Origin of the sequence: Sphingobacterium sp. BS-2 (assembly GCF_046161205.1) — a bacterium.
GTDB classification, from domain to species: Bacteria; Bacteroidota; Bacteroidia; order Sphingobacteriales; family Sphingobacteriaceae; genus Sphingobacterium; species Sphingobacterium mizutaii.
The window spans coordinates 115,873-129,448 of the sequence record NZ_JBIXGO010000014.1 but is presented as its reverse complement, the minus strand read 5'-3'; the positions used below and the strand labels follow the sequence as shown (position 1 = coordinate 129,448).

14 protein-coding genes are annotated in these 13,576 nt (G+C 37.3%); 10 read left to right on the top strand and 4 right to left on the bottom strand.

Annotation, left to right across the window (positions count from 1 at the left end):
- Window positions 1–26: 26 nt before the first annotated feature.
- Entirely contained in the window at window positions 27–683 is a 657-nt protein-coding gene (locus ACK2WI_RS05860; protein ID WP_409150047.1) for a suppressor of fused domain protein, read from the bottom strand.
- Window positions 684–966: 283 nt separating this feature from the next.
- Here ACK2WI_RS05860 and ACK2WI_RS05855 point away from each other — a divergent pair, with 283 nt between their 5' ends.
- Window positions 967–1,608, top strand: a complete 642-nt coding sequence (locus ACK2WI_RS05855; protein WP_409150046.1) for a hypothetical protein — start codon at window positions 967–969, stop codon at window positions 1,606–1,608.
- Here the strand turns inward: ACK2WI_RS05855 and ACK2WI_RS05850 are convergent, their stop codons facing one another.
- Window positions 1,609–2,196 (bottom strand): ankyrin repeat domain-containing protein, encoded by a 588-nt coding sequence (locus ACK2WI_RS05850; protein ID WP_093097093.1) that lies wholly within the window; start codon window positions 2,194–2,196, stop codon window positions 1,609–1,611. It abuts the gene before it with no gap.
- Window positions 2,197–2,546: 350 nt separating this feature from the next.
- Here ACK2WI_RS05850 and ACK2WI_RS05845 point away from each other — a divergent pair, with 350 nt between their 5' ends.
- Together ACK2WI_RS05845 and ACK2WI_RS05840 are read left to right on the top strand one after the other, a co-directional pair.
- Window positions 2,547–3,137 carry a YceI family protein gene (locus tag ACK2WI_RS05845; protein WP_409150045.1) on the top strand — a complete coding sequence of 197 codons (591 nt, stop codon included), beginning with the start codon at window positions 2,547–2,549 and terminating at the stop codon, window positions 3,135–3,137.
- Window positions 3,138–3,285: 148 nt separating this feature from the next.
- Window positions 3,286–3,744 carry a DUF1572 domain-containing protein gene (locus tag ACK2WI_RS05840; RefSeq protein WP_409150044.1) on the top strand — a complete coding sequence of 153 codons (459 nt, stop codon included), beginning with the start codon at window positions 3,286–3,288 and terminating at the stop codon, window positions 3,742–3,744.
- 4 nt (window positions 3,745–3,748) lie between these two features.
- On the opposite strand, the gene ACK2WI_RS05835 is transcribed toward ACK2WI_RS05840, so the two are convergent.
- Together ACK2WI_RS05835 and ACK2WI_RS05830 are read right to left on the bottom strand one after the other, a co-directional pair.
- A complete protein-coding gene (locus ACK2WI_RS05835; RefSeq protein WP_093097100.1) occupies window positions 3,749–4,606 on the bottom strand; it encodes an aminotransferase class IV in 858 nt (285 codons plus the stop codon).
- Between the two features lie 15 nt (window positions 4,607–4,621).
- Window positions 4,622–5,653 (bottom strand): RluA family pseudouridine synthase, encoded by a 1,032-nt coding sequence (locus ACK2WI_RS05830; RefSeq protein WP_409150043.1) that lies wholly within the window; start codon window positions 5,651–5,653, stop codon window positions 4,622–4,624.
- 64 nt (window positions 5,654–5,717) lie between these two features.
- Here ACK2WI_RS05830 and ACK2WI_RS05825 point away from each other — a divergent pair, with 64 nt between their 5' ends.
- The 7 genes from ACK2WI_RS05825 to ACK2WI_RS05795 all read left to right on the top strand — a co-directional run bounded on the left by ACK2WI_RS05825 (window position 5,718) and on the right by ACK2WI_RS05795 (window position 13,142).
- Window positions 5,718–6,608 (top strand): 1-aminocyclopropane-1-carboxylate deaminase/D-cysteine desulfhydrase, encoded by an 891-nt coding sequence (locus ACK2WI_RS05825; protein WP_409150042.1) that lies wholly within the window; start codon window positions 5,718–5,720, stop codon window positions 6,606–6,608.
- Between the two features lie 99 nt (window positions 6,609–6,707).
- Window positions 6,708–7,997 (top strand): BamA/TamA family outer membrane protein, encoded by a 1,290-nt coding sequence (locus tag ACK2WI_RS05820; RefSeq protein WP_093097108.1) that lies wholly within the window; start codon window positions 6,708–6,710, stop codon window positions 7,995–7,997.
- A 38-nt stretch (window positions 7,998–8,035) separates the two neighbouring features.
- Entirely contained in the window at window positions 8,036–10,120 is a 2,085-nt protein-coding gene (locus ACK2WI_RS05815; protein ID WP_409150041.1) for a TonB-dependent receptor, read from the top strand.
- A gap of 61 nt (window positions 10,121–10,181) precedes the next feature.
- Complete coding sequence (locus ACK2WI_RS05810) at window positions 10,182–10,853, top strand: response regulator transcription factor (protein ID WP_409150040.1); 672 nt, start codon at window positions 10,182–10,184, stop codon at window positions 10,851–10,853.
- Window positions 10,853–12,136 (top strand): sensor histidine kinase, encoded by a 1,284-nt coding sequence (locus ACK2WI_RS05805; protein ID WP_409150039.1) that lies wholly within the window; start codon window positions 10,853–10,855, stop codon window positions 12,134–12,136. Before ACK2WI_RS05810 ends, ACK2WI_RS05805 begins: the two co-directional genes overlap by 1 nt.
- A 76-nt stretch (window positions 12,137–12,212) precedes the next feature.
- Window positions 12,213–12,656, top strand: coding sequence for a PepSY-like domain-containing protein (locus ACK2WI_RS05800; protein ID WP_409150038.1), 444 nt, complete (start codon window positions 12,213–12,215; stop codon window positions 12,654–12,656).
- 36 nt (window positions 12,657–12,692) lie between these two features.
- Window positions 12,693–13,142: a PepSY-like domain-containing protein gene (locus ACK2WI_RS05795; RefSeq protein WP_093097121.1), complete on the top strand. Its 450-nt coding sequence runs from the start codon at window positions 12,693–12,695 to the stop codon at window positions 13,140–13,142.
- Window positions 13,143–13,576 lie beyond the last annotated feature (434 nt).

The window sequence follows — 13,576 nt, the reverse complement described above, 5'->3', positions numbered from 1 at the left end:
GACAGACCTTTCCAACTACAGCCTAATTATTTTCTATTTAAATCTGTAACCAACAAAGGGTTACCCTTCTTCATTTCTTCTAAAAAATCAGCAACTTTTTGAGTGGATGGCGACTCCATTAGATAGTCTAGTTCTTTTTGTGTGATTCCAACTAATTGAATAAAAGATACTTCACCATGAGCTGTTTTTATCCTCCCTAATTGAGGATCCAAGCAAGTAGCAAACCCTACTATATCAGTTTCCGTATTTAACCTTATTGGCCCCCTAGCTGGAATAAACTGATTCTCTTCAAACCATCTTCCACTTTGGTATACATATCGAGCTAAATTATTGAAAACTTGCATTGCCCAGCCTGGATCGCCCTCATCTTCTGAAAAAGGCACCAACCTAAAGGTAAACTCAAAACCCCATTTACTGAATTCACTTTCCGCCATTTCTGGGTTATAGTAAAGCTCGCTCATTCCATAGCTAACCAAATGTAAGTGTGAAGGCTCATGATTATTTTCATAAACGCTTATTCCATCAATAGGGTCTGTTCCGCCAGCTGCAAAATGCAAACCACATAAAGGACCATAATGCCTTGCCTCAATACCCTCATAAATAGTAGCTAGCTGCCCATCTATTGCAGTCCAACCTACCGTATCATCTTCATTATACTTCGATAAATATTCTTCTTTTTTCATTCTCTTTATTTAATAATGCATTACAAACCTAATTGTTTGTGCTCTTTAACAAATAGGGACTATCATTCCCTTTTTATATTGAATTACATCTAAAATCAAGCCATTCATCCTAATCCATAGATCAGCAATAGATTTAATTTCAGTCGGATATAAGTTAATCATCAAAAATCATAGATTAATGGTTTATTTTAAATTATTCCCTCAAAATCAGCATATAAATTCTGACATTCAATAAGAAAACAATCCATTTTTCCCTTAACTTACAGCATCAAACCTTGAAAAAATGGTAAAAGAAAGATTAGCATCGACCTTAGGTAGACGTGATGAGGAACCAAATATCCTATTAGCGCAAGAAATCGCGAAAACCAAGGATAGCAAGTCTGTCGAGGAACTGATACAATTGATCAAAGGCAATCAAAAAGATTTGCAGAATGACAGCATTAAAGTACTTTATGAGATTGGGGAAATCACTCCTGAACTGATTTCCTCCTATTGGAAAGATTTTATCGAAGCCTTAACAAGTAAAAACAACAGACTTCAGTGGGGTGCTATGTCCGCATTAAAAACAATATCCTTGATAGTGCCTGATCAGATTTTCAACAATATCATCAGCCTTGAAAACGCTGTTGAACAAGGTTCAGTTATAACTAGAGATAATTTTGTGGCTATTTTAACGAATCTCCTAGATCATCAAAACTATGCTGAGGAGGCATTTAATGCCTTAATCAAACAACTTTCTTCTTGTCCAACAAACCAATTACCGATGTATGCTGAAATGCTAAGCACAAAAATAACAGCACAGTCGTCCAAAAAAGTTATTGAAACTTTATCACTTCGATTAGATGAAATCGAAAAAGATAGTAAAAGAAAAAGAGTGGAGAAAGTTATCAAGAAAATAACCTCATCCACCCTCACAAATATCTAATTAATACATCTGCAGTAATTCCGCTATTTCTGAAAAACCTTTCTCTTCGGCATGGTCCAATGCAGATACGCCATCCTTATCGGCAATACTTTTGTCTGCCCCTCCTTTCAGCAGGATACTTACGATATCTACATAATCTTTACTTCCATCCCCTAAGACCACAGCTTCCAGTAATGCAGTCCAGCCTAACTTATTGATATGGTTTATAGGGAAATTCTTGGTATGGCACAATAAACGAACAACTTCAACATGCCCTTTCTCTGCAGCTGGAATCAACGCAGTCCCATTAAAGCGGTTAAACACATCAAAGCGAGCTCCATAAGCCAGGTACAATTTCACTAGATCTAAATAACCTGAGGCCGCAGCATACAGAAAAGGACTGTTCAACAATTCATCTTGTTGATTGGGATCAGCCCCCCTCTTTACCAAAAAAGCAGCCATTGGATAATCATTTTGATAGGTCGCAATCATCAATAGGTTTTGCGACTGTTCATTAACTTCATTGATGTTGCTATCATTGAGGTTCTTTTCAAGGTAAACAGTATCTCCTCTCTTTACTGCACTTTCAATCTCTGGTCCTAATTTCATGTTTGCTTTTCATTGTATTTTTTTCAGATTTTGAATAAACAACTATATTGTCAATTATATTAATTTCAAAATCTTCTATTAAACAGCTCTTTTTAATCCAATCTTCATTGAATTTATTAACTTCAATAATAAGCCCTCTACTACCTAAAATCACAATAAATATATTTAATTTTTACATCACATCACAGCATTCGTCAATCTATATTTTATTGTAGCTAATCAGCTTCAAGACCTCTCATTTTAAAACATTTTCTATCTATTTTCATTTATTATCATAGATCAATGTGCATGTTTAATTTTATCCCAAAATTTGCAGTATTAAACAAAAACGAAATTAAAATATATTGAATATGAAAACTCTATTAAGCTTTATTACAGCCCTGATTTTAATTAGCAACGTCGCATTCGCGCAAACGAAATGGTCAGTCGATCCAGCACACACGAACGCTCGTTTTGAAATCAAACACCTAGGAATCTCTTTCGTTGATGGAGATTTTACCAAACTAGAAGGTCAAGTGGAATCTAAAGATTCAGTGAACTTTGACAATGCTACAGTTTCATTTGATATTGATGTAAACAGTATAGATACCAGAATTGAAGCAAGAGACAATCACTTAAAAAGTGATGATTTCTTCAGTGCAGAGAAATTCCCTAAAATGACCCTTAAAAACGCTACGCTTAAGAAAGCCGGCAAAGGTAAATTCAAATTAACTGGAGACCTTACTATTAAAGACGTGACAAAAAATGTAACCTTTGATGTAATCCAAAACAACGGAACAATCCTAGATCCTTGGGGAAAAACTAGAGCTGGATTTACAGCAACAACTTCGATCAACCGTTTTGATTACAATATCAAATATGCCGATAAAACCGCTGCCGGAATCGATGCAGTAGCTCCTGAAGTAGCCATCACTGTAAATGTGGAATTGGTTAAAAACTAATTCTTAAGAGGGGAAATTAATCTACATTGATTTAAGCCTTGAATCACAAATAACTATATATTAATGTAAAAGGGATAGTGTAATGCTATCCCTTTTGTTTTTATATTTGGTTTATCAACTGGATTACAGCTATTTAATAAACCGATATATGAGCAAATATCTTGCAAATAGATTTAGGGAGGTCATGCTTTCCGGAACCTGGATCGCAAACACGAACTGGCAAAAAGAATTGAAAGATGTCAATCTCGACCTGGCTATGAAAAAGATCCCCAATATCAATCGCATATACGATCTTACTTTCCACGTCCTATATTACATAAAGGGCATAAACCACTTTTTCGAATCAGGACAACTGGACATAAAAGACTCCCTGAGTTTTCCTTCTAGCGAATTACTAAACGATGAAGAATGGCAACAGCTAAAAGATGAATTAATGGATCAATCTGAACTCTTCGCCAAATCCATTGAAGATTTACATGAATCTAAACTTCAAGAAAAATTCTTCGATGAAAAATATGGATCATATATCCGAAATATCGATGGGCAGATAGAACACGCCTATTATCACCTTGGACAAGTGATCCTGCTTAAAAAGATGTTAATGTGATAAATTATTCCTCAGTTTCATAAGACCAAGACAAAAGTCGATCTTGGAATATCCTAGATACCTTATTGAAATAGCGTTTGTGCTTATAGCCCATCACCCATTGTATACCTTCCACGGCGTTGGTACAGAATATCTCATCAGCGACCTTTACGATATCTGGTTTTATTTCTGCCTCAACGACCTCAATCCCTTGCTCCTGCGCCATATCCATTACCACTCGACGCATCACACCGGCAATACATCCTTCAGATAATGCAGGGGTGTACAAAACCTTGTCATAATAGATAAAAATATTCGATGCCAAAGCCTCACATAAATTACCCGACTGATTCAGGATCAAGACTTCGTCGAATGCATTCTTTTTCTTAAACAAGCCTGCCATAACATAGATCAGGGCATTATTGGATTTTATCTTAGAAAGCTCTGAATAAGCCTTTTTATACTCAGTATATATATCAATGATTAAACCAGTTTTTTTATCCCTTAGGGTCTCCGGTTTTCGATCAACCTGCAAAATGTAAGCAGCCTTATTGGATTCTGGACTGTAAAGGCCGCCGCCTTGCCTGAATACAATTAGTCTTACGCGAGCTTGCTGACCAACCATACTGTTTTTACGAAGCAATTCCTCCACTTTACTGCGAATAAAGAATGCATTGAATTGATCTGCATCATCAAAATGCAACATACTTAGGCTCTCCTGCAATCGCTCCAAATGAAGATCTAAAAATCGGATATCGCCATCCTTCCATAGCATGGTTTCAAAAATTCCATCACCATATCTGAATGCGCGGCTATCGACGTCTAGAATAGCCATATCTTGAGGTACCACAGTACCGTTGTAGTTAATAAAATGTGTGGGCATAAATATTTTTAGAATCTAACTTTGATTAATTGAGCTGTAACTTCTCCATTTCTCTAATGCTAAACGGAAATCTTCCGGCATTGGTACCTCAAAATGCAAAAATTCTTTAGATTTTGGATGAATAAATCCTAAACTCTTGGCATGCAGGGCTTGACGTGGAAGCAAGGCGAATGTATTCTCAACAAACTGCTTGTACTTAGAAAATGAAGTCCCTTTTAAAATCTTGTCACCACCATAGGACTCATCATTGAACAAGGGATGTCCAATGGATTTCATATGGGCACGGATCTGATGCGTCCTACCTGTTTCAAGTTGACATTCGATCAAGGTCACATAGCCTAAACGCTCCAGGACCCGATAATGAGTAACTGACCATTTGCCCTTTTCTTCATCATCATACATGTCCATGATCCTCCTATCCTTCAGGTTGCGACCTATATAACCTGAAACAGTGCCGTCTTCTGCAATGTCACCCCATACCAAGGCTACATATTTCCTGGCTATGCTATGTTCAAAAAACTGTTTTGCTAAAAAGGTCATCGCCCATTCATTCTTGGCTATGACGAGAAGGCCAGATGTATCCTTATCAATACGGTGAACCAAACCCGGCCGACCTGTATTGCCCGGTAAAGTTGGCAATTGATTTAAATGAAAAGTCAAGGCATTGACCAAGGTTCCAGTGTAATTGTTAAAGCCTGGATGTACCACCATACCTGCCTCTTTATTAACCAATAACACATCATCATCTTCATAAATGATATCCAATGGAATATCTTCTGGATAGACCTCAGTATCTCTTGGAGGATCTGGCAATACCACCGTAATAACATCAAATGGCTTCACCTTATAGCTCGCTTTGATCACTTTGTCATTCACCTTCACCGTTCCGGCATCAATGGCATTTTGAATTCGGTTTCGCGAAGTATTTTCCACCCTATTCATCAAGAATTTATCGATGCGCAATAGGGCTTGCCCCTTATCCGCAACAATCCTTAAATGTTCATAGAGCTCCTGCTCCTCTTGTTCGTTTTCCAAATGATCTACCATGCTGCAAAAATAGCATTTTTATAATCATTCTATTTCCTGCAAGAAAAAAGCATAATTTTAACCCATGCATTTGCCATTTCAAATTTTCAGCCCCGAAGAAGAAATAATCGACCCTATTTTCGAAGAAAAGGAAATCAGGCTTTTCATCAAACGTGATGATAAAATACATCCCTTTATTTCTGGGAATAAATGGCGTAAATTAAAATATCAACTGGAGTACGCAAAATCTAAAGATATCAGCCATTTGGTAACCTTTGGAGGAGCTTGGTCCAACCATCTCCTCGCCTGCGCAGCAGCGGCGGCGAATTTCGGGTTTAAAGCTATCGCTTATGTCCGTGGAGAAGAAGTCAGGAACCCCGTTCTGGATATGTGTAGGATCTTTGGTCTCCAACTTATCTTTGTTGACCGTGAATCTTACAGAAATAAAGAAAAGCTATTTTCCGAAAATCATGACCCCAAAACCAGTTTATTTATTGATGAAGGTGGTAAATCTGAACTCGGATTATTAGGCTGCGCTGATATAATCAAGGAACTCAAACAACATTACGATCATATCTTTGTAGCCTCAGGAACAGGAACTACCGTTGCTGGACTTCAACTGGGAATTGAACAAAATAACTTTCATAGTCAAGTGCATAGCATTCCTGTCTTAAAGGGTGCCGATTACCTACTGCAGGATTTTTCCCAATGGAATATAGATCCTCAAAAGATCTACATGCATCTTGATTACCATTTTTCCGGCTATGCCAAAACAAAACCAGAATTGATAGAATTTATAAAAAATTTTGTCAGCTCTACAGGAATCATGATCGAACCAACGTATACAGGCAAGCTCATGTATGGGGTATATGACCTAATTCAGAAAGGTTATTTCAAACCGAAAAGCAAAATATTGGTTATTCATACAGGTGGGATCACTGGCCTATTGGGCCATCTCGATCTTTTCAGCAAGTAAAATGACATTAATCTTAAAGTGGATTCACTAATTAATAATATTTTTACGGCCAAATGGATCAGCATATACCACTAAATCAACCAATAATAAAAAAATAAAATGCGCATAAAGCTGTCGTTACTTCTATTATTTGTCTTAGCTCAATTACCTTCCTTCGCGCTGCAAATACAAATCCATGATACAGTAAGTACAAAAGAACAAAGGGATAGTGTCCTACCAACAGCCCATCTTTACGACATCGTAGATGCATTTAGGGATATCAATCCATTTAAAAAAGACAACAAAAAGCCCTCTGGGAAAAGATCCGCAATTTCCTATTTACCCAATATCAACTATAACCCCTCCATCGGCGCACAAATTGGAATAAAAGCGGTGGGCGGAAAAGTACTTGGCAATGAGCCAAACACCACCATGTCCATTGCTGCTACTGCTTTAAGTGCCACTACCCGAGGGATTATCGTAGGCTACCTCTTGCACGATATCTATACTCCCGGCAATAAATGGAATATTAAGGGTGGTGCCATGGTAGCAAAAGCCGTAGGCCTTGATTATGGTTTAGGAATAGGCGGAACCTTGGAGAACCCAACAGAGGAAGAACTCATCATGAATAACCCCGAAAGACAGCGATTTGTCAATCGGTATATGGCATATACCATCAATGAGAGGGTATATAAACAGCTATTCCCCGGAGCGTTTGTAGGTGTCGGTGTATTTTTCGAACTAAAAAGACAATTAAGCACAGTTGGAAGTGCAGAAAATATGGCTCCCGTCGAAATTTACAGCAGATGGAATAATTTCGATCCTACACGAGTAAACAACAATGGTTTTATGCTGAACATGCAATACATGACAAGGGACAATCCAAACTCAGCATATAAAGGCTATTATGTCGACATGGTCCTTAGAATGAACCAAACTTGGTTAGGCAGTACACATAACGCCTATCAATTGCAAACTGATTTCCGAAAATATTGGCAATTATCAACAGATAGACCTAATCATGTTATTGCCTTTTGGAACTTTGGCTCTTACAATCTCGGCGGAAAGCTTCCCTATATAGATTTACCGGGTACGGCAAAAGACACCTATGCCCGCAGTGGCCGGGGATATACTATGGGATATTTTAAAGGAAGCTCTTTCTTTTATTCTGAAGTAGAATATAGGTACCCGATCTTGAGAAATCAATTCTTGAGCGGAGTGGTCTTTGCGAATATTCAAACCGCCAATGACCAAATGGGAACCAAGTTATTCCAAACTTGGCAGCCAGCAGCCGGCGCAGGCCTGAGATTATTATTTAACAAAGCTACCCGAACTAATCTTTGTATTGACTACGCTTTTGGTAAATTTGGGCAGCACGGTTTATTCTTAGGTCTAAACGAAGCATTCTAATTATTTATATATTAATATTTTAAACAATATTAACCTACATGTATTTAAAACAACTTGGCTTAATCAGCCTTACGACGTCAATTTCCCTCCTTTCGGCAAATGCACAAACTATCACAAAGGATACCAGTATAAATGAAATAGCTCCAATCGAAATAAAAGCTCATTTCAATTCTCAAGCCATGCTTGACCTGACAACCTCAGCAAAAGTAGTGACCAAAAAATTAATTGAATCCCAGGCTCCCAGCAGTTTCTTGAGCGCCATCAATACAACCAGCGGTTTAAGGATGGAAGAAAGATCTCCCGGCAGCTACAGACTTGCCCTTCGTGGAAGTATGCTCCGCTCTCCTTTTGGAATCCGCAATACCAAGATATATTTGGATGAAATCCCTTTTACCGATGCCAGCGGGAATACCTATTTAAACATCTTGGACCCTGTAGGGATCAACAGCATTCAAATCATCAAAGGTCCTGATGGTTCTTTATATGGACCAAATTCAGGTGGTGTTATCCGATTTATCCCTGAAGGTTTTGGCCAAATAAACAATGAAAAGTCCTTAATGATTTCTGGAGGTTCATTTGGCTTATTCCATGAGCAGCTGCAAATTAACCATCAAGTCAATGAAAACTATAACTTTTCATTTGATCAAGCTTACTTGAGGTCCGACGGCTACCGACAACATACTGCAATGGACAAATTGTTTTTCCAAACCGCACATCAATGGAAATACAATGCCAATGCCAAATTAAAAGGATTCGCCCTCTATTCAGATATGGGCTATCAAACTCCTGGAGGATTGACCCAACAGCAGTACGATGAGGACCCAACACAGTTTAGACCAGCAGGTGGACCTTTCCCAAGCGCTAAGGATCAAAAGGCTGCCATTTATAACAAAACCTTTATTGGAGGCCTTAGCAATGAATACCAAATCAGCAATAGATTGAAAAACGTGGTTTCCGTCTTCGGAAGTTATACTGACCTTGAAAACCCATTTATCACAAATTACGAAACAAGAATAGAAAAAAACCTAGGATTTAGAACATACTTCTCTTATGAAAACAGAGATAAAGAAGATTTCTTATGGGAGATGCAACTAGGCGGAGAAGGCCAGAAAGGTTGGTACAATGTCAACAATTACAAGAACAATTTGGGGGTTAGAGGATCTCAAACAGATGATGATTACTTAGAAAATCTACAACATTTTTATTTCTATAGGTTCAAAACCAAACTTTACCAAAAACTTACAGCAGAAGCCTCTATTGGACTTAATTTCAACAACATAAACTTTAAAAAATCAGCTGAAGGCGAAGATAATGTAAATGGAGAAATCAATTTTGACAAAAGCTGGATGCCAAGGCTAGGTCTATCCTATGCAGCGACCGACAACTTTGCCTTGAGAGCTTCCATATCCAAAGGCTACTCAACTCCTACCATTGCCGAAGTTAGATCTTCCGATAATAAGATCAACCAAAACCTAAATGCTGAAACAGGAATCAATTACGAAGCTGGGATCCGTTTTGAAACCCATGACCGCAGATTTATTGCCGATCTTGCCGCATATAACTATCAAATGGATAATGCTATCATCAGACAATTGAATGAAGCCGGAAATGAATTCTTCCAAAATGCTGGAAAAATTGATCAAAAAGGAATAGAAGCTCAGATATTGACCCAATTGATTGCCAACGAAAATGCTCAATTCCTAAACGGTCTGATTCTCTCCAGCAACCTTACTTATCAAGATTATAAATTCAAGGATTATGTAATTGGAGAAAACAACTTCAATGGAAACAAAGTAACCTCCGTTCCAAACTGGATTTGGGCAAATACTTTATCCTTCAAGTTCATTAAAGATATAGATTTAAACCTATTACATAATTTTACTTCAAGCATCCCATTAAACGATGCGAATACCGTTTCTGCCTCCAAATACCATGTGTTACAAGCCAAAATTTCTTGGCTTACCCCAATCTCAAGCAAATATAAATTACAGGTATTTACAGGAGCAGATAATATACTGGACGAAAAATACAGCCTTGGAAATGACATAAATGCAATGGGAAACCGTTATTTTAATGCAGCGCCTACTCGGAATTTTTATGCCGGTGTCAAAGTGATTATGTAAAGATCCTACTTATTCCAGAATCTTTCCAGAATCTATTGGCTTTATTGTAAACTGAATTAAGATGAAGATACTAATTATTGAAGACGAGAAAGAGCTATTGCTGACCATTGAAGAATTCCTTAAATCTGAAAACTTCCTGATTGAATCAGCTATGGATTACAAGACAGCCCTAGAAAAAGCCATGAATTATCAATATGACTGCATATTGCTTGATATTATGCTACCGGGTGGAAGTGGCTTGGACATTCTCCGAACACTAAAGGATGAACATAAGAAACAACCTGTATTGATTCTATCTGCAAAGGATTCCGTTGAAGATAAGGTATTGGGTCTGGAAATTGGAGCGGATGACTACCTTTCCAAACCTTTCCATCTTGCTGAATTACTAGCCAGGGTCAAATCAATCATCAGAAGGAATTCCAATGATGGCGAACAATGGGTTAAATATAAAAATGTCAGTTTAAATCCAGAAAGCAGGATTATTCTCATCAATGATACCGATATCGCCTTTAATCGCAAGGAATTTGATTTATTCCATTATTTCCTCCTGAGACCAAATAGGCTATTGGAGAAAACAAGTTTGGTGGAGTCCGTTTGGGGCGACCATACCGACCAAGCCGATAATCTGGACTTTATCTATTCACAAATAAAAAACATCCGTAAGAAATTGAAAGACTCTGCAGCTGAAATGGATATTCAAGCGGTGTATGGAGTCGGATATAAACTAGTATAATGTCGGTTTCGATTAAATATTACACCAATAAGTTTCTAGCGATTGCCATCCTGATCATTATGGCAGTTTGGGCCTTGCTGTTCTATGCCTTCCTCATGGACGAAGTTTATGACAACATCGATGATGGGTTAAAGAACCAAAAGCTAGAAATCATTCGTGAAGCCTACAACAACCCCGATATTATCAACAATAACCAAGAATATGGAATAAACCAATTCAAGATATACCCCATTCAACCCAAGGAAGATATTGATAAAAACCATTTTTCTAGGGAATTGATGTATATGCCCTATGATGATGAAGATGAACCCTATAGGATCTTAAAGACTGGTTTCTATTCCAAGGATAGAAAAGCCTACGGTTTAGATATCAGGACTTCCACTGTCGAAGAAGATGATTATCTGATCAATCTCGCCATCGCTCTTGCTGTTTTATACCTAGTCATTGTATTGAGCATCCTAGTTATCAACTACTTCGTGATGAGCAAGGGTTGGCAACCTTTCCAGAAAATTTTAAGAAACCTGAGCAATTACCGGTTTGGTCATAGCAAAACCTTCGAACCAACCATCACCAAGGTAAAGGAGTTTGAAGAGCTAAATTCCCAAATCAAACAAATGATAGATCGTAATGAAGGTCTTTTTGAAGAGCAAAAGCTATTCTTGGAGAATGCATCACACGAATTGCAGACTCCCCTAGCGATAACCATTGGAAAATTAGACCTACTATTGCAAGAAGGAGATCTGCCAGAGGAAAAAACCATTAAAATAGCAGAAGCAAAGCAAGCTTTGCATAGAATGGTGGCATTAAATAAATCCTTATTAATGCTATCAAGAATTGAAAACAACCAGTACAGTAGCAGCACGGAAGTCAACTTCAATGACCTTATCATCAAAAAGCTAGAGGAATTGGAAGATTTCATCCAGTTTAAGGAAATTAAGGTCGATCTTGTACAAAATGAACAATTTATTGCAAACCTGAATTTGGATCTTGCCCATATCTTAATATCCAACCTCCTCAGGAACGCCATTAAATACAATTTCCAGGAAGGTCATATTAGAATCACCATCAATAATAATGTAATTGATTTTGCCAATAGCAGCGATTCGGGAGCTTTAAATCCGCAATATATTTTCAAACGTTTCCATAAAGGCAACCAAGATAGCCAATCTAATGGCTTAGGGCTTTCCATTGTCCAAACGATCCTAGACAAATACCCCCATATCCATATAGAATATGAATATGCCCAGGCGGAACAGCATTTTAAATTAAAAAAGTTTAAATAATTCTTAAAAAAACTTCTTTTTCCTAATTCTTTCCAGATTTGACATAGAAATTTGATTAAACAAAAAATTAAACGACATGAAAAATCTAATAAAAACACTTATGGTATTGTTTATTGCTGGATTTTCTTTCCAAGCAATGGCACAAGAAAAGGTTATAGAAGTTGCAAACTTGCCAAAAACAGCACAAAGTTTTCTACAAAATCATTATAACAATGACAAGGTTGCATTGACCAAATCTGAAAAGGAAACTCTATCTCCAATCGAATATAAAGTTGTCTTAGCAAGTGGAACTGAAGTAGAATTCGATTCTAAAGGAGATTGGACTGAAGTAGATGCCAATACTGCGGCTGTACCTCAGGATATTGTACCTGCAAAAATCAAATCCTACGTTCAAAAGAGCTTCCCTGACAATAAAATCGTTCAGATCAAAAAAGATAAAAAGGGATATGAAATTGAATTAACTAACGGAATCGAAGTTAAATTCAACAAAAATGCAGACTTCATCAAAATTGATGACTAATTGAATTACACACAATAATCTTAATAAAACTTTATAATGAAAAAATTACTTCTAGCACTAACTGTCCTGTTTTCAATCGCAACATTAACGATGTCTTGTGATAAAGAATCAGTAATCACTGAAGATCAACTTCCTCAAAGCGCAAATCAATTCCTAAAGGATAACTTCAGCGGGGTGAAAATCCTTTCTGTAGTTGAAGAAAAAGAAGGCCTTTCTGGAAAAGAATTCGATGTACTTCTTGATAATGGGATCGAGATCAAATTCGACAAAAACGGTCAATGGTTAGATATCGACGCTAAAGCCGATACCGCCAGACTACCAGAAAATTTGATCCCTACAGCTATCAACGACTATGTAAAACAAAACTATGCTAATGCTGGCATCAATAGCATCGAAAGAGAAAACCACGGCTACGATGTCGAACTTACAAACGGTCTAGACCTCGTATTCGACAAAGACGGTAAATTCGTTAGGATAGATCCGTAGTGGGAGTATCTAGTAGAAAGTATTTAGTAGAAAGTATTTAGTATTTAGACAAAAAGGTCCTGTGGAACATCATAGGACCTTTCTTTATATCATTAATTAGTATTTAGTAGAAAGTATTTGGTATTTAGACAGTTTGTTACTGTAGAAAAAGAACTCAGCTGGTTGACATCTTTATAAAAATTGTATGTTTGAAATGGCCAACCCACTGCGTGGGTGAAATATTTATAGAAAGGTAAATCGTCAAAAGGACAACCCCTAGCGGGAGTGAAATATTTTTCTATAACCCTTTTGTGTCACCCTGAGAAGTAAAAATTTGAGCTAAATTTATCGGAAGGTGATGATAGGAAAGTGGAAGGCAAAAAATGTTTTTTTTATTATAGAAATACAACCCCTTTTGGTGTTCCATTATTTTAGCAGAAATAGTACGTTAGCCT